This is a genomic window from Erwinia sp. V90_4 (genome assembly GCF_029967685.1).
GTDB lineage: Bacteria > Pseudomonadota > Gammaproteobacteria > Enterobacterales > Enterobacteriaceae > Erwinia > Erwinia aphidicola.
The window spans coordinates 192177-213212 of record NZ_JASCAQ010000040.1 but is presented as its reverse complement, the minus strand read 5'-3'; the positions used below and the strand labels follow the sequence as shown (position 1 = coordinate 213212).

General features: G+C 52.1%; 24 protein-coding genes. 23 read left to right on the top strand and 1 reads right to left on the bottom strand.

Annotated features, from left to right (window positions below):
* Positions 1–3: 3 nt before the first annotated feature.
* Genes QLG07_RS07615 through QLG07_RS07530 form a run of 18 tightly spaced genes read left to right on the top strand, consistent with a single transcriptional unit; the run spans position 4 to position 14590 of the window.
* Entirely contained in the window at positions 4–408 is a 405-nt protein-coding gene (locus QLG07_RS07615) for a DUF4054 domain-containing protein (protein ID WP_282468913.1), read from the top strand.
* On the top strand, positions 401–847 hold the full coding sequence (locus QLG07_RS07610) for a hypothetical protein (RefSeq protein ID WP_282468912.1): 447 nt from the start codon (positions 401–403) through the stop codon (positions 845–847). The genes QLG07_RS07615 and QLG07_RS07610 overlap by 8 nt, the downstream gene beginning before the upstream one ends.
* A complete protein-coding gene (locus QLG07_RS07605) occupies positions 847–1215 on the top strand; it encodes a hypothetical protein (protein WP_282468911.1) in 369 nt (122 codons plus the stop codon). Before QLG07_RS07610 ends, QLG07_RS07605 begins: the two co-directional genes overlap by 1 nt.
* The gene (locus QLG07_RS07600; RefSeq protein WP_282468910.1) at positions 1212–1760 is read left to right on the top strand and encodes a hypothetical protein; all 549 of its coding nucleotides are present in this window, start codon (positions 1212–1214) and stop codon (positions 1758–1760) included. The genes QLG07_RS07605 and QLG07_RS07600 overlap by 4 nt, the downstream gene beginning before the upstream one ends.
* The gene (locus QLG07_RS07595; RefSeq protein ID WP_282468909.1) at positions 1761–3239 is read left to right on the top strand and encodes a DUF3383 domain-containing protein; all 1479 of its coding nucleotides are present in this window, start codon (positions 1761–1763) and stop codon (positions 3237–3239) included.
* 9 nt (positions 3240–3248) lie between these two features.
* Positions 3249–3692: a hypothetical protein gene (locus QLG07_RS07590; protein ID WP_282468908.1), complete on the top strand. Its 444-nt coding sequence runs from the start codon at positions 3249–3251 to the stop codon at positions 3690–3692.
* Positions 3693–3700: 8 nt separating this feature from the next.
* Entirely contained in the window at positions 3701–4105 is a 405-nt protein-coding gene (locus tag QLG07_RS07585; protein ID WP_282468907.1) for a hypothetical protein, read from the top strand.
* 35 nt (positions 4106–4140) lie between these two features.
* Positions 4141–4317, top strand: a complete 177-nt coding sequence (locus QLG07_RS07580) for a transglycosylase (protein ID WP_282468938.1) — start codon at positions 4141–4143, stop codon at positions 4315–4317.
* Positions 4317–6098: a hypothetical protein gene (locus tag QLG07_RS07575; protein WP_282468906.1), complete on the top strand. Its 1782-nt coding sequence runs from the start codon at positions 4317–4319 to the stop codon at positions 6096–6098. The genes QLG07_RS07580 and QLG07_RS07575 overlap by 1 nt, the downstream gene beginning before the upstream one ends.
* A 2-nt stretch (positions 6099–6100) precedes the next feature.
* Positions 6101–6904: a hypothetical protein gene (locus tag QLG07_RS07570; protein ID WP_282468905.1), complete on the top strand. Its 804-nt coding sequence runs from the start codon at positions 6101–6103 to the stop codon at positions 6902–6904.
* On the top strand, positions 6904–7209 hold the full coding sequence (locus QLG07_RS07565) for a hypothetical protein (RefSeq protein ID WP_282468904.1): 306 nt from the start codon (positions 6904–6906) through the stop codon (positions 7207–7209). The genes QLG07_RS07570 and QLG07_RS07565 overlap by 1 nt, the downstream gene beginning before the upstream one ends.
* On the top strand, positions 7206–8060 hold the full coding sequence (locus QLG07_RS07560) for a hypothetical protein (protein ID WP_282468903.1): 855 nt from the start codon (positions 7206–7208) through the stop codon (positions 8058–8060). The genes QLG07_RS07565 and QLG07_RS07560 overlap by 4 nt, the downstream gene beginning before the upstream one ends.
* Positions 8060–8761 carry a Gp138 family membrane-puncturing spike protein gene (locus QLG07_RS07555; protein ID WP_282468902.1) on the top strand — a complete coding sequence of 234 codons (702 nt, stop codon included), beginning with the start codon at positions 8060–8062 and terminating at the stop codon, positions 8759–8761. The genes QLG07_RS07560 and QLG07_RS07555 overlap by 1 nt, the downstream gene beginning before the upstream one ends.
* A 36-nt stretch (positions 8762–8797) precedes the next feature.
* Positions 8798–9157 carry a hypothetical protein gene (locus QLG07_RS07550; protein WP_282468901.1) on the top strand — a complete coding sequence of 120 codons (360 nt, stop codon included), beginning with the start codon at positions 8798–8800 and terminating at the stop codon, positions 9155–9157.
* A gap of 7 nt (positions 9158–9164) precedes the next feature.
* On the top strand, positions 9165–10397 hold the full coding sequence (locus QLG07_RS07545) for a baseplate J/gp47 family protein (RefSeq protein WP_282468900.1): 1233 nt from the start codon (positions 9165–9167) through the stop codon (positions 10395–10397).
* A complete protein-coding gene (locus QLG07_RS07540) occupies positions 10394–10981 on the top strand; it encodes a DUF2612 domain-containing protein (protein WP_282468899.1) in 588 nt (195 codons plus the stop codon). Before QLG07_RS07545 ends, QLG07_RS07540 begins: the two co-directional genes overlap by 4 nt.
* Position 10982: 1 nt before the next feature.
* Positions 10983–11996 carry a hypothetical protein gene (locus tag QLG07_RS07535; RefSeq protein WP_282468898.1) on the top strand — a complete coding sequence of 338 codons (1014 nt, stop codon included), beginning with the start codon at positions 10983–10985 and terminating at the stop codon, positions 11994–11996.
* 2 nt (positions 11997–11998) lie between these two features.
* Positions 11999–14590 carry a hypothetical protein gene (locus tag QLG07_RS07530; RefSeq protein WP_282468897.1) on the top strand — a complete coding sequence of 864 codons (2592 nt, stop codon included), beginning with the start codon at positions 11999–12001 and terminating at the stop codon, positions 14588–14590.
* 33 nt (positions 14591–14623) lie between these two features.
* Here the strand turns inward: QLG07_RS07530 and QLG07_RS07525 are convergent, their stop codons facing one another.
* On the bottom strand, positions 14624–16462 hold the full coding sequence (locus tag QLG07_RS07525; protein WP_282468896.1) for an acyltransferase family protein: 1839 nt from the start codon (positions 16460–16462) through the stop codon (positions 14624–14626).
* A 197-nt stretch (positions 16463–16659) separates the two neighbouring features.
* On the opposite strand from QLG07_RS07525, the gene QLG07_RS07520 reads away from it, so the two are divergent.
* The 5 genes from QLG07_RS07520 to QLG07_RS07500 all read left to right on the top strand — a co-directional run bounded on the left by QLG07_RS07520 (position 16660) and on the right by QLG07_RS07500 (position 20854).
* Positions 16660–16902: a DNA polymerase V gene (locus tag QLG07_RS07520; RefSeq protein WP_282468895.1), complete on the top strand. Its 243-nt coding sequence runs from the start codon at positions 16660–16662 to the stop codon at positions 16900–16902.
* Positions 16902–17225 (top strand): hypothetical protein, encoded by a 324-nt coding sequence (locus QLG07_RS07515; RefSeq protein WP_282468894.1) that lies wholly within the window; start codon positions 16902–16904, stop codon positions 17223–17225. The genes QLG07_RS07520 and QLG07_RS07515 overlap by 1 nt, the downstream gene beginning before the upstream one ends.
* Before the next feature lie 301 nt (positions 17226–17526).
* Positions 17527–19461 carry an ATP-dependent DNA helicase gene (locus tag QLG07_RS07510; RefSeq protein WP_048915878.1) on the top strand — a complete coding sequence of 645 codons (1935 nt, stop codon included), beginning with the start codon at positions 17527–17529 and terminating at the stop codon, positions 19459–19461.
* Positions 19462–19496: 35 nt separating this feature from the next.
* A complete protein-coding gene (tsaB, locus tag QLG07_RS07505) occupies positions 19497–20198 on the top strand; it encodes a tRNA (adenosine(37)-N6)-threonylcarbamoyltransferase complex dimerization subunit type 1 TsaB (RefSeq protein ID WP_282468893.1) in 702 nt (233 codons plus the stop codon).
* A 59-nt stretch (positions 20199–20257) separates the two neighbouring features.
* Positions 20258–20854: a Slp family lipoprotein gene (locus QLG07_RS07500; protein ID WP_282468892.1), complete on the top strand. Its 597-nt coding sequence runs from the start codon at positions 20258–20260 to the stop codon at positions 20852–20854.
* Positions 20855–21036: the final 182 nt, after the last annotated feature.

The following is a 21036-nucleotide window of genomic DNA, read 5'->3' as shown; positions in this document are numbered from 1 at the left end:
ATCATGGCCGTCGTGACGCTGAATATAACCAGCTTCCGCGACATGTATCCTGAGCTCTCAAATATCACCGATGCAATGCTCCCCTTCCTGTTCGACCAGGCTACCGACTACCTGAATAACACCGACTTCTCACTGATTGATGACGCCATAAAGCGAGAGCGTTTGCTCTACATGCTCATGGCTCATTTGGCGTATGTGAGATACGGCGACAACAAGGGAAATGGCGGCACCGGCATGGTCGGGCGCATTGCTTCAGCCTCTGAAGGCAGCGTGTCGGTTTCATCCGACCTCGGCCCGCTTGAGTTCAGGTATGCATGGTATACGCAAAGCCCTTACGGCCTGAGCTTCTGGCAGGCTACGAAGGTTTACCGCATGGCAACCTATTATCCGGGGAGCGTCTATGGCTGACGGGCTGGAGAAATACCTTGAGGGGGTGCTGGAAAAGTTAAATGCCTCCGAGGTGCGTGCGGGTTTCCTTGGTGGCTCAACCTACCCTGATGGGACCAGAGTTGCGATGGTTGCCGCTCGTAATGAGTATGGCGACCCTGCAAATAATCAGCCGCCACGCCCCTTTTTTCGAAATGCTATCGCCGAAAAGCAGGAAGAGTGGAAGAAGTCCATTGAGCGCGGTATGGCGTCCGGTCTGGATGCAAAAACTGTGCTTGAGGTAGTGGGGGCGCAGATTAAAGGTGATATTCAGGAATCTATTGCAACCCTGGTGGAGCCAGCGCTTTCACCTGCCACGCTAAAACGGCGCCGTACCCGCAAGGTAATGCCAAATCAGTCTAACAAACCGATCGTCGACACCAGGGTGATGATTGGCGATGTTAACTATGAGGTGACCTGATGAATCTTCGCGGCATAGCCAATCAGATGACTAAGCGGGTTAACCCGAACGCGCCGGGTATCTTTCAGGTGAGTACCGGATACACAACCGCACCAAGCGGCAAGAAAGTGCCGTCATACAGCAGTGTTGATGTGGAGGTGCAATTTCAGGAGCTATCCAGCACAGACCTGAGACAGATTGACTCTGTGAACATGCAGGGAATTCTGAAGTCGGCCTATCTGAATGGCAACTTTAACGGCGTGAACCGGCCCGAGCAAAAGGGTGGGGATATTCTTGTTGTCGATGGCCAGAAGTGGCTGGTAGTGAAGGTGCCTGAGCTCTGGCCGGATTGGTGCCGCGTTATTGTTAACTTGCAGAGGTCAACATGACGGCAACCGTGAGCATTATCCAGGATGATCTGACAACCGCCTTGCGCGGTTTTTTATTGTCCATTCTCGACACAGAAACGGTGGAACTTGGGCAGCAAAACCGCACATCAATGCCAGACGCTGACAACTTCGTTATCTTCACTCCGCTGGGTCAGATTGGACTATCCACCAACCGCGTTCAGTACGACGACAACGGCACATACGGCGATGGAAAGCAGTTAACGCAGCGCAGCACTCAGTGGCCGTGCCAGATTGACTGTTACGGTGAGCGGGCCTCTGAATTCGCATCAATCATCGGCACACTAGCTCGCTCTGATTATGCCTGCGACTGGTTCCGTGAAAACGGCCCGGTACTGACCCCGCTTTACTGCTCTGACCCGAAGCAAACCGCAATGATAAATGGCGAGCAGCAATATGAAGACCGCTGGACGCTGGATTTCATCGGGCAATTCAATCCAACCGTAACCACCCGGCAGGATTTCTACGACAGCATCAACCTCGGCATTATCGCCGCAGATTTAAAATACCCTCCGGAGAGTGCATAAATGGCAATCCCATTGCGTAAAGACGTGCAGATTAACCCCGGCGTACTGCCTGCGGGCGGCTCTGCACTGGACCTGAATGGCCTGATTCTTACCGATAGTGCTTATGCGCCAGTCGGTGGCGTCCTTACCTTCACAAGCAAGGATGACGTGTCGAAGTATTTCGGCAGCGCATCCAACGAATTCAGCATGTCAGAGATTTATTTTCAGGGCTACGATAACTCCAGCAAGACACCGGGCGCCCTGCTGTTTGCTCGCTTCAACACTGAAGATGCATCTGCGTGGCTGCGTTCGGGTTCGATGGCTGCTGTGACTATTGACCAGCTGAAGTTGCTGAGCGGCGTGCTAACCATCACTGTAGATGGCACTTCAGTAACATCAGCGAGCATCAATCTCAGTTCTGCGACCAGTTTTGCACAGGCCGCTGACCTGATTGAGACGGGTATCGGATCCAGCGTTACTGTCGATTTTGATACCACTCAGAAAGCTTTCATTATCACCTCGGCGACTGATGGCGCGACAAGCACTATGGGCTACGCCACGGGCACGCTCTCCGAAGGTCTGAAGCTTACCGCAGCTACCGGGGCAGTGACTTCACAGGGTGCAGGTGCCGCTGTGGTAACTGATGCAATGCAGGCTGTGCTGGATGGCTCACAAAACTGGGCGATCTTTACCACATCGTTCACTCCATCAGAAAGCCAGGCGCTCGCGTTCTCGGCGTGGGTTAACGGGCAGAATTATCGCTTCGGTTACGTACCATTCACGCTGGACGATTCTGCGATGGTTCAGGGTTCGACGGCGACGCTGGCTTATAAAATCATCGTCACCAATGACTACTCAAATGTCATCCCGGTTTATGGCGACCAGAGCCATGCTGCTGCCGTACTCGGATATGCTGCTTCGCTCGATTTCGACCGTCAGGAAGGCCGTGTAACGCTGAAATTCCGCTCGCTGTCCGGCCTGTTGCCTACTGTGACGTCATCCAGCGCTTACGATGCCCTGATTGCCAACGGCTACAACTTCTACGGCGCCTATACCGCGAACAACTACGATACCCGCTACTGGGCAGACGGAACGGTTACTGGCGACTTCAAATGGGTGGATTCATTCTGCTTCCAGATTTGGCTCAATGCCAACCTGATGCAGGATGCGGTCGATCTGTTCCAGTCTAATCGCAGCATTCCGTACAACGCGCGCGGCAAGGCGATCATCGAAGCCTCTTTCGCTGACACACTGAATCAAGGCATTACCTTCGGCGGCATCCGTACTGGCGTAACGCTCTCTAGCTCTCAGATTTCTGAAATTCAGAACGCGGTCGGCACTGATGTCTCAGCATCACTAATTGCCAAGGGCTATTACCTGTCCATTGCAGATGCCACGCCAACTCAGCGACAGGAGCGTACAAGCCCGAGCATGGGGCTTTGGTACTGCGACGGTGGCAGCGTACAGAAAATCACTCTGCCATCCATCATGGTTCAATAGGGGCAATAAATGGCTAACAACACGATTACCAGTGCCGATTCCATCTTTGCGCTGACCGTTACCAATCTGTTCCCCAGCGCGCAGACGCTCGAAGGTTATGCCGCGGATGCGATGTTTGCTCTGGGTGACACTGAAATGGCGCAGTCTGTTCGTGGCGCCGACGGCAAACTGTCAGCCGGCTTTGTGTTTGGCGAGTACCTGCAGACGATCACCATCATGCCGGATAGCCCTTCACGCCAGATTTTTGAAACGTGGCAACTGACCTCGCTGACGTCCAAGGCTGTTTTCCGCTGCAACGCGACAATCATCCTGCCAGCGATTGGTAAGAAGTTCACGCTGACCAATGGTGTGCTGCAGCGCGTTAAGGCCATGCCGGATGCTCAGCGTGTCCTGCAGGCTATGACCTTCCAGATCAACTGGGAGTCAGTGACCCCAGAAGACTACATCGCATAAGGAATACCATGGCACGTAAAGATCTTTATTACACCGTTGAGTCGGAAGGCCGCGACAAGGGCAAGGTGTTTTTCATCAAAGAAATGGCAGCCTCTGCTGCGGAGTGGTGGGCTATCCGCGCCGGGCTGGCAATGGCGAAAAACGGCGTTGCGTTGCCGGATAACTTCTCCGACATGGGCATGGCGGGTATGGCGAAGGTGGGTCTGGAGATGGTTGCCAAAATCCCGCCGGAAGACGCAAAGCCGCTGCTGGATGAGCTGATGAAGTGCGTCACCGCTGTGCCGGAACCGTCTAACCCGGCGGTTAAGCGCCCGCTTATCGACGACGACACCGAAGAGGTGATGACTCGCCTCAAGCTGCGCGGCGAAGTTTTCAAGCTGCACGTTGATTTTTTCACAGCCGTCGCAGGTTAGACATCCCGCCAACGCTGGGGAGCGATATTGCTGGCCTGGTGAACTACGAGAACATCCCTCGCACCATCGCCACTATCGTCTCCTCAAAGCTTGCGACACTCCATGAGCTGGATACGGTTTATGGGGTAGAAGACCTTTGGCGCCTGCTGGAAGTCAACACCGTGGACAATTACAACCAGATGGTCATTAACCGCGCCCAGGAGAGCTTCTGATGGCAGGAACAATCATTGATGCGCTTGTCGTCACTCTGGGCCTTGATTCCTCTGGTTTCAAAAAGGGTCAGCAGGAAGTTGGCGAAGGACTGAAAAACACGCGCAAGGATGCGGACCAGACTGCTAAGGAAATGGAGGCGTCCGGTAAGCGGGCGGCCTCCTTCTTTGGCTCTATCCGCACTGAGTTGCTGGCGCTTGTCGGCGTCACTCTTTCCGCGCAGGGCATCAAAACCTTTATCACCAGCATGACCTCCGACCTGATGAGGCTGGGGATTGAGTCCCGTGCGCTGGATATCTCTGCTAAGTCTCTGGATGGCTGGGAGCGTGCTGCTTTAGCAGCTGGCTCCAGCGCTCAGAAGATGGCTGGAACCTTGGGTGCATTCCAGAATGTGCTGACGCAAATCAGGACGGGTGGCGGGCAGGATGATCCACTCTTCGGAGCGCTAGCCTCGTTCGGTGGCGCTACCGGAGCAAACTTCGACTACCAGAATGACAACTCAGAAGCCATCATGCGCAAAATCGCGCAGAACTGGGGCAAGCTGAGCAAAGACGCACAGCGCCGATTTGGTGGCATGTTCGGCTTTGACAATGCAACACAGCAGGGCCTGGCTGATGGCTCTCTGGTACGTGATGCTGATAGCTTTTCTCGCTCCTCTCGGGCCACTGATGAGCTTACCAGTAAAGCGAAGGAGTTAAATCGAAGACTTGAGGAGATGAAGCAGCGACTTTCTGGTGCATCCCAAGTGCTTTACGAGGCGCTCATCCCTTATGTCGAAAAGCTCATACCGCTGATTGAGAAGTTCGGAAACTGGATCGCCACGCACGGCCCGGAGATTGAGAAGACCTTCGTCAGCATTACCGACAAGGTCAACGGCGTGGTTGATGCCTTTGGCGGCTGGGAAAACGTTCTTACCGCTCTACTGGTGTTTATGGGCGGTAAGTGGCTGATTGGTATTACCGGCGCACTCGGTGTCGTTAAAGCTTCGCTGCTTGCCATATCACGCATCAGCCTGATTGCCGGGCTTGTCGAGTTGCAGAAATATGCCGCCGAAATGGAGAAGAAATACGCCTGGCTGAAAGATAACCCGGTGACAAACTTCCTCAATAACGGCACTGGCACCGACACCACAACCGAGTTGGGCAAGAAATTCCACGACTGGGTTGCTGAGAATACAGGGATAGAGCTTCCCCGTGGCGATGGATACAAGTCGCTGCCTCGCGGTGTTCGCAATAATAATCCGGGCAACCTCAACTTTGCTAACCAGGCTGGCGCCACAAAAGAGCCGGGCGAGAACGGACGCTTTGCTGTCTTCGGCTCAATGCAGGAGGGCGCGGCAGCGCTTTACCGCCAGTTGCAGCTTTACATGAAGCGCGGTACCAACACCCTTTCGGGCATCGTAAACAAGTACGCACCCGCTGGCGACAACAACAATGTCGGCGCGTATATCAGCGCCCTGATGAAGGCGACAGGGAAAGGTGCTAATGAGGCCATCGATTCAGGCGACACCGGGACCATAGCCCGACTGATGAAAGGTATCGTAGACCATGAAAATGGGAAAGGTTACGTAAGCGCATCAGACATCATGGGCGGCATTCAGCTTGGCTCAGGCGCGGCAGCAATGCGAGGCGGCGCAGCCTCTGCATCAAGCGGTCCGCAGATTCACATCGGTGAGATGAATGTCCAAAGCACTGCCAGCAATTTGCAGGCACTTGGGACGGATGTCATGCGAAACGTGCAGCGAAACAGGCTGGTGACGCCTTCAATGTCAGGGCAGGGGTAATCATGGCCTTTTCTCTCAATGAAACAACGCTACTCAGTGCTCTGGGTAGCGGAAATATCTTCTCAATCATCAACAGCGTGCTGTCGCCGGGCTATGGAATTTATCTCAAGTCCGGCGCGGCAGCACTGTCACCCACATCATTCCTTGGCATTGAGTATGGTGTTGACGCTGCGATCGTATCCGCGCCGATTGAAAACGGCTCTTATAACTCTTTCAACAAAGTGAAGCGTCCCCCGGTTATCCGAGTGCTTTTCACGCTGGAAGGATGGACTGGGTTCAGCGGTAGCATCCCTAACCTGACCAACTTCACACTGACAAGTCGCACGGACATGCTGGCGGCTCTTGACGCAATGGTATCCGATGCTCAGGTGTATGACATCGAGACGCCAGACACCACTTACGAAGATTACGACCTTGTCCGTTACAACTACCGGACGTCAGATCGCGATGTCACGCTGCTGGTTGTTGAGGCAATTTTTCAGGCGGTCTTGCAGGAGGCTGAAGTGACACTGACAAACGCAACAGCTAACAGTGATACCACGCAGAACGGCACCAGCAAGGCAGCCAGCGTGGTGACAGAGAAAGCCAATTCCACCGCGTCAAATTCGACACTGGACGATGTAAAAGGCGCACTTTCCGGACTGAAAAGCTCAGTATCCAGCGCGGCAACTTCCGTGGCGACATCCGTCAGCACCTCGGTGGGCAACGCTACATCCGGTGTTACCAGCGCGGTTAATGGCGCAGCCACGTCGGCGATTAATAACTTGTCAGCCACGGTAAAAGAATTCGCAGCGAGTATCACCTGATGCAGAACATCTCACTGAAACCACTCAAAGCGCAGGAAGTAAACGTAACGCTGAACGGGCAGGCAACCACGCTGCGCATCGTACAGCGCTCGACTGGCATGTTTATGGATATCGGCGTGAACAACACCTGGATAGCTCAGGGCATTCTCTGCCTGAACGGGAATAAAATTGTCCGCTACCCACACCTGAAATTCAGCGGCGATCTGGTGTTCGCAGACACAAAAGGCTCTCTGGACCCGTCTTATGACGAGCTTGGCACCCGCTTCAAGCTATTCTATCTCACCGCAGAAGAGGTAGCGCAATGACGTACAAAAAGCGCACCCTGAAATTTCAATTCACCTTGAAAGAAGGCGCTTTCGATGACCAGGGTAATAGCACTCTTACTATTGCTAACAACAAAGCAGAAGTCGAGATAGGCGCTTATGGTGGTATTGCAGGCACCAACATGGAGGCCAGAATATTTGGTCTAAGCCTGAACAACATGGCCGCCCTGAGCTACAAGGGCATTCAGTACAACGGTTCAAAGCAGAACCTGATGAAAGTGTGGGCTGACGACAAGCCAATTTTTGTCGGCTCAATCACCAGCTGTTTTGCTGACCTGAATCAGATGCCTGATGCCCCACTAATCATAAGTGCGTTCTCAACAGGATTCGACCAGTCGATAACCGCACCCCCATTCAGCCGGGAAGGTGTGGCGAGCGTGGCAGAGATTATCCAGTCAATTGCGGCAGGGATAGGCTACACGGTCGTGAATAGCGGCGTTAGCGCGAAGGTTGAAAACCCTTACTTCACTGGCGACCCGATTTCTCAGATTCACCAGGTAGCGGAACTGGCCGGAATTAACATCGACTTTCGTCTCGGGGCCATCTACATCTGGCCGCAGAGTGGAAACGTTGATGACACTATCCCGCTAATTTCGCCAGCAACCGGGCTGCTCGGATATCCGATATTCACCCGCACCGGGATAACATTCCAGTGCGTTTACAGTGACCTGATTCTGCGCGGCAGGAAGATACAGCTGGAAACCTCACTACCCAATGGCAGCGGGATTTACACGATACAGTCAGCCACACACCACCTGTCTTCATGGACAGAGGGCGGGCCGTGGGCAACCATCGTTTACGCCTCTATAGGCCAGTTAACAGTGAGGCAGTAATGACCCTCTATACGACAAGGCCAGAAGACACTTCGACCGACTCCAACGCGCAAAAGCATCTCATGCGGCAGTTTCTGATGGGCCATGCATTCATTACCCTTGCCGTGGTGACGAAAGTCGATGAGGCGGGAGAGGTGGTGTCCGTGACGCCGATGGTGGATGGCTTCACCGGGGGCGGCGACCGCATACCAAATCAGCCAATCCACGGCGTTCCGGTGTGGAGGCTGCAGCGAGGCGCCAGCGCGGTGATCATGCCGCCAGTGATTGGAGATATTGGCCTGATCGCAATCTGCGATCGTGATATCAGCGCAGTGAAGCAGACTCGGGAACCTGCTTTGCCCGGCTCTAACCGCACGCACAGCTACTCTGATGCGATATATCTCGGTGGTGCGCTCAACGGCGACCCGGTGCAGTACGTGAAGTTTGCTAATGACGGCATTGATATTGTCTCCCCGCTCACCGTCACGATGACGGCGCCGATTGTTGAGGTTAACGCCGATACAAAAATATCCCTGAATTCTCCGGTGATTGAGGCTAATGGGCAACTCACGCAGGGATCTGGAAGCTACTCCGGCAACGCCACATTCGGCGGCAGCATCACCGCCACCGGAGAGGTCACAGGGAATGGAGTTAACCTCAGCACTCACACCCATGGCGGCGTGGAGTCAGGAAGCTCAAATACCAGCCAGCCAAATCCATAACCCGCCCCGGCGGGTTTTTTATTGCCCGGAGTTTACATGCTCACAAAAAGCTTTCTGCTCAACGTCGAAAAGTGGGACATCTCGCTCGACGACTCAGGGAATATCGGCATTACCTCAAACCCTTACGCAGTTGCACAAGACGCCGCATGCGCCTGCTCGACATTCCTCGGCGAGTGCTGGTACGACACCAGGCTGGGCATTCCGTACTACGAGAGAATCCTCGGCAAGTGGCCCGGCACTCAGCTGATCGCAACGAAGATGGCAACCGAAGCCAAAAAACTTCCTTACGTCCAGTCAGCGTTTTGCACCGTGACAGTAGGGAAGGTATCCCGTGCTGCATCTGGTGTTATGACCCTGACAGATACGAACAACATTACATCAAACATTCAATTCTGAGGTATCAATGTCTGACGTAACAGTAACCACAGCCGTCCCCTCCGTCACCCTTTCAGACATAGGCATCGCCGTACCGGATGAGATTGATATCCTGAATGGACGCCTGACGGATCTGGATACGGCGATGGGTGGAGGGATGAGCAAAAGCCTCACTACTCCGCAAGGCCAGATTGCAATGAGCGACACGGCAATCATCGGCGACAAAAACGATGCGCTGGCGTGGCTGGTTAATCAGATTAACCCTGACTATGCGGAAGGACGCATGCAGGACGCCATAGGCCAGATTTACTTTATCGACCGAATCGCCGCTATCGGCACAACGGTGACAGCAACCTGCACCGGGCTTGTCGGCACAATTATTCCGGCGGGAAGTCTTGCCACCGACAGCAGCGGATATATTTACGCATCTCTGGCTGACGCCACTATCCCATCCAGCGGTAGTATTGATGTTGTATTCCAGAATCAGGCGACAGGCCCGATCGCGTGCCCAATCGGCGCGCTAAACAGCATCTATCGGGCTATCACGGGCTGGTCTGGCATCACCAATGCCGCTGCTGGCGTGCTGGGTAATGACGTGGAAAGCAGGGCAAACTTTGAGTATCGACGCCGCCAGTCGGTTGCGGGGAATGCCAATAATCAGCTCGGCGCGATTTATGCCAACGTGCTTTCAGTGCCGGGTGTAACTGATGCCTACGTAACACAGAACAACAGCGGCACAGCGGTAGAAAAGGGCACTTCGGATTACACGCTGCTCCCACACTCTCTCTATGTCGCTGCCTACGGCGGGGCCGCTTCTGATATTGCTAACGCGATATTCCAGAAGCTGAACCCCGGCCCCGATATGAACGGCAACACCACTTACACGGTGCAAGACACGGTCAATTACGTCCAACCCTACCCTGAGTACGAAATTAAATGGCAAACGCCTGTCGCAGTCAGCGTATACGTGAAGGTTGAGCTGGCAAACAACAACTCGCTGCCGGGTGACATCGAAACCAGAGTTAGGACCGCCGTCCTCAGCGCGTTCAATGGCGAGGACGGCGGCACTCGGGCAAGGATTGGCTCGACCATCTACGCCGGGCGTTATTACTCAGGCGTACAGGCCGTCGACACTGATAACGTCGATATCTTCAGTATCACGCTGAGTCGCAACGGAACCACCTACGGCACCTCAGTATCGTTCGGCATTGATGAAGTGCCCACGCTGGACTCATCAAACATTTCGGTGACACTGGCATGATAAACGTCGCGGATACAATCCTGACGCAGTATGCCGACAGCCCGAACCTGAAATCACTCATCTACTCATTCAATGAGGCAATCGGCATAGACGGCTTCCTGGATGATTTCTATGACGTCATCTGGAACATAGAAACAGCCGACACTTACGGGCTGGATGTGTGGGGGAAAATCGTGGTTGTCAGCCGACAGCTGACGGTGACAGAAAATCAGATTTATTTCGGATTCGGCGAGGCGTCGTCTGAGCCAATTCTCGTCGATGACCCTCAGCCATTTAACCAGGCGCCGTTTTATTCTGGCGCACTGCTCACATCGACCGTAACACTGACAAATGACGTGTACCGCAAGCTCATCATGATGAAAGCTGCAGCGAACATATCTGACTGTACGATCCCCAATATGAACAAGCTACTGACGTTCATGTTTGGTGACAGTGGCCGCTGCTATGTCAGGAATGATGGCGGAATGACGATGAGCTACGTGTTCGAATTCCAATTATCAAACGCTGAGCTTGCGATTGTGCAAAGTTCCGGCGCACTCCCTGCCCCTGTTGGGGTCACCGTCAATATCGTTCAGCAGGTATAGAATGAATTCTTCAGACAATCCGTCACGCACCACTAAGGCGTTTGGCGTAAATGGCCTGCGCAATGCGATCGCCACAGACTCCAGCACATCCACCGATAATTCAGGAACAGCAACTTTTGATAAGGGCTTTCCTGATGTAACAATGCAGCCTCTTAGTGCCGGAGGCATACCACCGTCTGGCAAAGATATGAACGGTATTCTTTATTCAGTAAGCTTGAAGCAGCAGTGGAACGATGCCGGGATGTCGTACCCCTTCAACGCTGATTTCTCGACTGCAATAAATGGCTACCCAAAAGGTGCCGTTGTAGAGGCATCCAACTATTCCGGGTCATGGCTCAACACGCTGGAGGCAAACACTGCTAATCCGGAATCCTCCACGGGAGCAAGCACTGGATGGGTGCCGGGCATTGCATATGGCACGACGACCTTGAGTGGACTTACTTCATCCAGCGTTGTTCTATCATCTATCCAGGCTGCTAAAGACAGAATTGTACTCACCGGCACCCTAACGGCGAATATTAATATCGTGCTTCCTGCATGGGTCCGCACCTGGTCAATTGTCAACATGTGCTCGGGTAACTTCTCCGTAATCTGCAAAACCGCAGCAGGTTCAGGCGTATCTGTGAAAACCGGGTACTCAGCGAAAATTTATGGGGATGGTGTAAATATTTACAAAGACCTGGGCGATGCTTCGCAGAGAGATGTTGGAAACTCAACCGGACAAATACCAGATATGTCATTTTTCACATCTGGTGAAAAATACTTCAGAATGCCAAATGGATTTATTGTTCAGACTTTCCAAATAACCTTGCCAACTAATGGTACCACTGGCACCGTTTCTTTCCCAACACCATTCCCTAATAACTGCATTGGGGTAACCTCTGGCGGAGCTTCTTTATCTGGCGTAAACCCCGGAATACTCACATTCGATTATTCAAATAAAAACACATTGAGGTGGTGGAGGTTTTCAGCCACTGAACTAACGAACGCATCGATTACAGCCATTGGGAATTAATTATGTCTATTTCTGACACTAATAATGCAAAAAAATACGCCACGATCGCTGAAATTGCAGCGGCGCAGGCAAAGCTGAGCGCGGACAAATTAAACAACGCGCCCGACTATGCAGCACAAGCAGCCGCGTCCGCAGTTGCCGCAGCATCTTCGGCACAAGTTGCTGTATCAGCTGAATCAGTTGTGAACGAATTATCTATATCTGCCAGTGAGTCAGCAACGAGTGCTGCACAATCAGCAGCAGAAGCAGGTTCTGCAGCGTCCTCTGCAATCGAAAGCACAATGAGGGTGCCTGTTGGCGAGCAACTTTCTGAACTTCCAGAAAGTTCACAAAGGGCAGGGGCTGTTCCTCTTTTTGATTCTAATGGTGACGTATCAGTCAAATCTATTTCTGATTTCGTCATCCTGGATTCAGAAGGGAAAATCCCAGTATCGATGATCCCTGCCGTTGCACTGTCTGAAGTGTTTGTTGTAAACAGCCAGGCTGAAATGCTGGCACTTTCAGCACAAGAAGGTGACATTGCCAAGCGCAATGACCTCGGCTATTCCCTGGTTCTTTCAGGTGAGCCAGCTAGCACCCTATCCAACTGGATCCAGCTAAATGATGACGTGCTGGCCCAACTTGGGCTCCAGACTGGAGCTACGCAGATTGGCGCAAGTAATGAAACTGGATCAGCTACAACCGTGCAGGCCGCTCTGGATTCCAAGCAGACGAAAGTTACACTGGCTGCGTCTTCAGGCTCATCTCTTGTGGGCGACCCGCTAGACTCAACTGTATCTGATGCATTACTCAAGCGGCTTTATATCATCGAAAGTGTCTCACTGCTTTTGTCTAAAAACTTTTCAGGTATCCCGGACGGATTGCATGTCGCTACATTTGCAAACCGGTATGGTGTAAAAGGCAGGTCGGAATGGATCATTTCATCAACAGCAGACACAACGACATACAGCCTTTCCTTGCCAGGGGGGAAATACGCTAACTTAATCTGCAAGTCAGATATGAACTATTCATCCTTTGACTTTGGCGGGACAGATGTTCAGAACGTCGCAGCAGTCGATGAAGGAAACCGAGTAGCACGCGCACAGGCTATCGTTCGCAGCCTCTCATTCCCTGCTGGTGTGTATCAAATTGGCTCTTTCAATCTGGATGTTGATAAGCGGGCGTTCCGTTTCTGGGGGGCTGGCTGGGACAGCACCACACTTGTATCTACCACCTCCGGCATCTCGATGCACCATCTCGGTATTGACCCTCGCGATCGCAACAGGGATAAACTGCACTTCTACCAGGAAGTTGGCGGGTTCATGCTTGACGGAAACATTGACGGTAACGGGTCGAGCGCAGCATCACGTAGTGTCTGTACCGCGCATTACTCAGAAATTAGCTACAAGTCCGTGGGGCACAGGCTTTCCAATGTAGATATATGCTCACTTGTCTCGCACTGGAAAGGGCACACGCAGTCTAGAACAAGCGGCGCTACAGTAACAGCAAACGGCGTTAGGGCGCGTTATAACTCGATTAAGTTAGATGGTTACATCGGCGGAGCCTCAAACAAAGTGGCATGCTCAATTGGCGGTGTCCGTACTACGCTATCGTCAGCTGCGGCAATTGGAGACACAACAATAAATGTCTCTTCAGCTTCTGGCTTTAGTATCTACGACATTGTTGAAATTCAGGGCGGGACGAACCTTGAAGCCCCTTACATCATTGGAATTTCAGGTAACGTATTAACACTGGATAAACCTTTAGTCAGCGCGCATACAAGTGGCGCATTAGTGGCAATGCAGGTGGTCGGAACCTCCCTTACCGGAACAATCGAGGTTGGTCAGGTTCAAATAAACAACTGCGCAGGAACACAGATTCATGGTAATTATACGGAAGAATCTAGGTTTTTCATAACAGGGCTCGTCGAGTCACTTGAGATACATGGTAACTCCATTGCTGAATCTTCACCTGTAATTACTATTGATTCAACTATAGACAGGAATTCATCCATAAGGATTGTTTCAAATAAAACAGCGTTTCCAATAACTATCAATGTTAAGGATAGAGCTGTGGGAACTGTAAACGTTAATCTTGATCTTTATAACTTCCCTGAGCTTGATATTCAGCAAAATACCAGAATGCAGCAGCCGATAATTGTTAATGGCACCTATTACCTCAAATCATTAAAGGTTAGTAGATTCTACAACAATTCATTGAGCGACTCATCATTTACCAGCTTCTCCTTCACTGGCTTGAATGCAACTCAAGCCATATCTTCTGCAACAGCAATCATGAGATTTTCACAAGATAGCTCTCTTCGAGGGTATGATGGACACACCTATAAGATTTCCGCTTCAATAAGAAGGGCTAGTGGTCTTTCTGGAATACTGGAGAGGGTAGGTCAAACTTCATTGATTGGCAGCACGATATCTGACACTACAGCAGCAGCATCAAGAACGGTTAATAACTATGCCTTCTACAGTGCTACTGATGGGGCGGATTTGTATGCGCTTTCAGATACTGGAAGGATGCAGATAGTTATTAAGGGGGAGCCTACTGGCGGGCAGAGCATCACTGCAATGATCTCTGGGGAAGTGATTAGCGTCATTTAAAATTAACAGGGCCTCTGGTGAGGCCCGTTCTTTCTATATTTTAGAAATGTCAGACTCTATCTTTTCCTTGATAAACTGAATCCCTTTTTTTGTTGCGTGCATGTCATCATAAATAATTGGGAACTTATCATAAAAAGCAGTGCAGGCGCCTTCTGAACGATTGCAGATCTTGTCTTTTATATCAATGAATTGAACTAATTTATACTCATTGGAAATTAATCGTAGCTGATCGCTAATTTTAAACTGCAAATTTGAATAATCAAACGCAAGTCGTTCCGCGTCCTTTTTTTCATAATATGCCTTATAAATTATTCTGGGTAGTCTGTCGCTAAAATTCTTATTTCCGATAAGGACGATCTTAGCGCTTGATACCTTCCTCAAGTTGTCAATTGATTCCCTAATGAATGGTAGTGCGTACTCTCTCCAACTCATTGCGACAATTATAACATCAGCCTGCTTGACAATCTCATCACTATAGATCGCCTCAATCTCATTGTCACATAGAGCCTTAGTCGTCCTCCCAGTTCTAATATCCCATGAAACCTTGTACAACTCATCCCTCTGAGACTGATCCAAAAAGAAAGATGCACAATCTGAAGGAACAAGCCTAGACCTTAACTGCATGCTGTTAATTACAGCCGAGGAGTACAATACGTTTACAAAATCCGCTGCCATCGAGTCACCAATAATAAGAACCTTCCTATTATCATCCGACGAATCAAAATCAGTGTTTATCTTTTTAATGTTTTTCCAAGTGAAATCACCATAGTCTTTACTGCTTGGATCCATCATTGCGGTATTGTAAATCGCTCTTGGCATCTGAAATGCATAACCACCGTTTGCGAACACGGCAAAGCACATTACTAAAGAGAAGACTGGAACGAATAACAGATTGTTGCTTCTGCGTTTTTCTACTAATTCATAGCTTAGAAAACCAAATATGATTGATATAATCAACCCAACTATAATTCCCATTTCGATTTTGTTTAGATAGCAGTAAACCACCACAGGCCAATGCCATAAATAAATAGAATATGACCATCTCCCAATCAATATCACAGGCTTAAGTTTTGTGATATATCCATCATGATTAGCAGTAAGATAACAAACAGCACCAATAACAGGAAGCAATGCCATATATCCCGGCCAGACATCCTCCGAACTAACTATGAATACAGATGTAAATATTAATAACAAACCTAGATAGTGTAATTTTTTTGAATCATGGGCTCTTATTTTATTCTGCAAAAAGAAAGCTATTCCACCAAAAACCATCTCCCAAGCCCTAGACGGCAACAAGAAGTATGATGCAGTCGGCCAGTGTATTGATGAATATAACCCAAAGAAGAAAGATAAAGCACCAAATAAAATAAGTGAAATTCCGATATTCTTTGATTTTATTAATTTTGAGAGCAAAATCATAGCTATTGGGTAAACCAAATAAAACTGCCACTCTGCCGACAAAGACCATGTATGGAGAAGCCACTTTTCGTGAGAGGTAAGATCGAAATACCCAGACTCTCCCCAGTAAATGAAGTTAGAGATAAAAAGCATGCTAGATAAAGAGTGTTTTATCAGTTGGAGATAGTCTAGTGGCGCAAGCCTGAACCATCCAAATATTACAAGACTTATACACAAAACAGATAATGCGGGTAGAATTCTCCTACACCTAGACGCATAGAATGAAATTACGCTGAAGTTTTGATTAGATATTCCCTTGCTTATAATGGATGTCATCAGATAGCCGGAGATGGCAAAAAACACATCAACGCCCGCAAAACCACCTGGTAATATTTCAGAGTTGAAGTGGAACGCAACGACTGCAACCACTGCAATTGCCCTCAGGGCATCAATGTCCTTTCTATGTTTCAAGAGAATTCCCATTGGATTTAGTAAAGATTTCGTAAACTTTCTCATTATGTCATGATCGGATGGCATGACCAATCCCACATCAGCTGGTTTTTACTCTTCCCAATCATCATCCTGACAATTTTCCCCGACTAACCCAGTTGATCATTCCCGCCACATGATCAAATAATACTGTATATCCAAACAGTATCGAGGTAATCATGGGAAGAAGAGACGACATCCCGGCGGCGTTCCGGGCGAGCATACAGATTGCTGCCAGCGGGCGGCGCACAGTGAACACGGCTGACTTTGTCGCAGCGCTGGCGCAGGTCAACTATGAATGGTCGCTTGCTGAAGCTAACCGCTGGATTGAGCACTATCAGAGCACATTCAAAGACGTGTCGACTGAGGAAGGTGAGCGCCGGACTTTCCTGCTGTTCAATCCGAACAATGGGGGGGTCTGATGGGCTTTCCATCTCCAGCAGTTGACTACATCGAAGACGGCATCTGCCTGAACCGCCTGTTCATCCCGCACCCATCTGCAACTTCGCTCGTTGAGTTCGGCGGCCTGCAGTACGTCATTGACCGCTCAGTGACACCGGGCGGCGGCTCGGAGATTTGCTACGAGATTTTCGGAGAGGTGGCGATCGGGAAGACGATGGGCAGGGCGATCATAACTCCCGATGGTGATGCGATTGAAGGAGAGGCATTGAGCGAGGTGATTGTGATCGGCACCGTGGTGCTGACGATTACGCAGCATTACGATTTCAACGGGCCGGCGATTTGATGGGGCGAATTTGGGACACGCAAAGGTTTGAATCACTTTACAAGGTTTTGCATGTTTTCTCATTGCTGGACGTGTGAGCGCGCCAGAATGGGGTTAACTAACTGAATTTTTAGTGAGTTGTCGCTTCCGACATGCGGTGCTCTGGGTCAATACGTTCGATGGTCATGTGCATTCCTTTATTACTGATACTTTTAAACGCAGACAGACTGGCACAGATTCAGGCGGCTTGTCACCTTAAGGGTGGCTCAGACCGGTGGATACTGACATAATTACAGGTGTTTTTTTCCGGCAGTGAGGATGTGTGGCAGACGATTTTGCAGCAGACGGCGCCCTGGCGCAGGCTATACCCGGCTTCAGGCCGCGTGAACCACAGCGGGAGATGGCCGCCGCCGTGGCCCGGGCGATTGAGGGCAAGAGCGAACTGGTGGTCGAGGCCGGTACCGGCACCGGTAAAACCTATGCCTATCTTGCCCCGGCACTGCGTTCCGGGAAGAAAGTGATCGTCTCGACCGGTTCAAAAGCCCTGCAGGACCAGCTTTACAGCCGCGACCTGCCGACGGTCGCCAAAGCGCTGAAGTTCAAAGGCAGCGTGGCCCTGCTGAAGGGGCGCTCCAACTATCTGTGTCTGGAACGCATGGAACAGCAGTCGATGGCCGGTGGTGAACTGGCGGTGCAGGCGATGAGCGATCTCGTTCACCTGCGCGGCTGGTCAAACGAAACCGTCGATGGCGATATCAGCACCTGCGGTGGCGTGGCGGAAGACAGCACCATCTGGCCGCTGGTCACCAGTACCAACGATAACTGCCTTGGCAGCGACTGCCCGCAGTATAAAGATTGCTTCGTGGTTAAAGCCCGCCGTAAAGCGATGGATGCCGATGTGGTGGTGGTCAACCATCATCTGTTTCTCGCCGATATGGTGGTGAAAGAGGGGGGCTTTGCGGAGCTGATCCCGGATGCTGACGTGATGATCTTCGACGAAGCGCATCAGGTGCCGGATATTGCCAGCCAGTATTTTGGTCAGCAGCTCTCCAGCCGCCAGCTGCTTGACCTGGCGAAAGACATCAATATTGCCTACCGTACCGAGATCCGTGACGTCCAGCAGCTGCAAAAATCCGCCGACAGGCTGGCGCAGTGCGCCCAAGATTTCCGCATCGCGCTGGGCGACCCCGGTTTTCGCGGCAACCTGCGCGATTTACTGAGTAATCAGCAGATTCAGCGCGCGCTGCTGCTGCTCGATGATGCGCTGGAACTCTGTTACGACGTGGCGAAACTCTCGCTGGGGCGCTCTGCACTGCTGGATGCCGCCTTTGAGCGCGCCGCGCTCTACCGCGGGCGTTTAAAGCGCCTGAAAGATGTTTCGCAGCCGGGCTTCAGCTACTGGTATGAGTGCAACTCGCGCCACTTTGTGCTGGCGCTGACGCCGCTCTCGGTCTCCGATCGCTTCCGTGAAGTGATGGATGAGCGTCCGGCCAGCTGGATCTTTACCTCGGCAACGCTGGCGGTGAATGAGCAGATGACCCACTTTGTCGACCGCCTTGGCGTCGGCCAGGCAGAGACGCTGATCCTCAACAGTCCGTTTGATTTCGCCAGCCAGGCGCTGCTGTGCGTGCCGCGTAATCTGCCCTCACCAAATCAACCCGGCGGGACGCGCCAGCTGGCACGCATGCTGCGCCCACTGATTGAAGCCAACAACGGGCGCTGCTTCTTCCTGTGTACCTCGCACAAGGTGATGCGCGAGCTGGCGGAAGAGTTTCGCGCCATGCTGACCTTACCCGTGCTGCTGCAGGGCGAAACCAGCAAAGGCCAGCTGCTTAAGCAGTTTGTCGCGGCGGGTAATGCCCTGCTGGTGGCAACCAGCAGCTTCTGGGAAGGGGTGGATGTGCGCGGTGATGCCCTGTCGCTGGTGATTATCGACAAGCTGCCGTTTACCTCGCCGGACGATCCGCTGCTAAAAGCGCGTATGGAAGACTGCAAGGTGCGCGGCGGCGATCCGTTTGATGAAGTGCAGCTGCCGGATGCGGTGATCACCCTTAAACAGGGGGTAGGCCGTCTGATCCGCGATGTTGACGATCGCGGCGTGCTGGTTATTTGTGATAACCGCCTGGTGATGCGCCCCTACGGCGCGGTTTTCGTTAACAGTTTGCCGCCGACGCCGCGTACCCGAGATTTAGACAAGGCCGTGGCGTTTCTTAAGCCAGCGACAAGCAGTAATGGATCCGGCGGCAGTATGCTATGATGCGCGCCGAAAATTTTTCTCCCCCTGAGGTTGTGATGTCCACGCGAATTTTAGCTATTGATACGGCGACAGAAGCCTGTTCGGTTGCGTTGCTGAACCACGGTCAGACGTTAGCCCACTTTGAACTCTGCGCGCGTGAACATACGCAACGCATTCTGCCGCTGGTGCAGCAGATCCTGCGCGAGGGCGGGGTGGCATTAAGCGAACTGGATGCGCTGGCATTCGGGCGTGGCCCCGGCAGCTTTACCGGCGTGCGCATTGGCATTGGCATCGCTCAGGGATTATCGCTGGGTGCCAGCCTGCCGCTGATTGGCGTTTCCACCTTGCAAACCATGGCGCAGAGCGCATGGCGTCTGCATGGGGCTTCCCGCGTGCTGGCCGCGATTGATGCACGCATGGGCGAAGTTTACTGGGCAGAATATCAGCGCGATGAGCAGGGCGTCTGGCACGGTGAGCAGAGCGAAGCGGTGCTGAAACCGGAAGCCGCCGCGGCGCGTATGGCGCAGCTAAGTGGTGAATGGGCCTGCGTTGGCACCGGCTGGCAGGCATGGCCGCAGCTGGCAGAAAACAGCCCGCTGAGCTTAACCGTTACTGATGTGACGCTACCGCGCGCAGAAGATATGTTGCCGCTGGCCGGGCAGGCGCTGGCCGCCGGGCAGACCGTGGCTTCTGAACACGCAGAGCCGACTTACCTGCGTAATGAAGTGGCGTGGAAAAAATTACCGGGTCGCGAGTAGCCGTCGGCAACTATTTAAATGGGATGCAGTCGAAGTAGCATAAACCAGGGAGAATCTTAATGCGTAAACCGAGTATCTGGCAGTTAAGTGGTTTGTTATTGGTGTCGCTGTTGCTCAGCGGCTGTGTCACCGTGCCGGATTCAGTTAAAGGCTCCTCGCCCACGCCCCAGCAGGATCTGGTGCGGGTGTTAAGTGCGCCAGAACTGTTTGTTGGTCAGGAGTCGCGCTTTGGCGGGAAAGTCATCAAAGTCGACAACCGCAACGGTACGACGCGGCTGGAGATTGCCGCCATGCGCCTTGATGACGGGGCGCGTCCAATTCTTGGCAGCGCCTCTATTGGCCGTATCTTTGCTGACGTGAACGGTTTCCTCGATCCGGTGGATTTCAATAACCAGATGGTCACCGTGGTCGGGCCGATCAAGGGCACTGAGAAAGGCAAGATTGGCGAGGCGCAGTATAGCTTCGTGGTGGTGAGTGTGACCGGCTATCAGCGCTGGCATATGAGCCAGCAGATCGTTACGCCGCCGCAGCCTATCGACCCGTGGATCTGGTATGGCCCTGGCAACGGCCGCCACCGCGGAGGTTACTGGGGCCCGGCCCCGTGGGGTTACTACAACACCGGCCCGGCGCAAGTGCAGACCATTCTCACCGAGTAGCCACAGCGCGTAAACATTGACGACGGCATATCTGCCAGCCGCTGGCGATATGCCGTTTTTTATTGATTCTCTCCGGATGAGAGAAATTTAGTGATGGGCTTCGCAACCTCAAAACAGAGACCTGAGCAAACTGGTACGCTGAGTTAAAATAATGTTAACAGATGCCGATCGGTCGAGGCTGC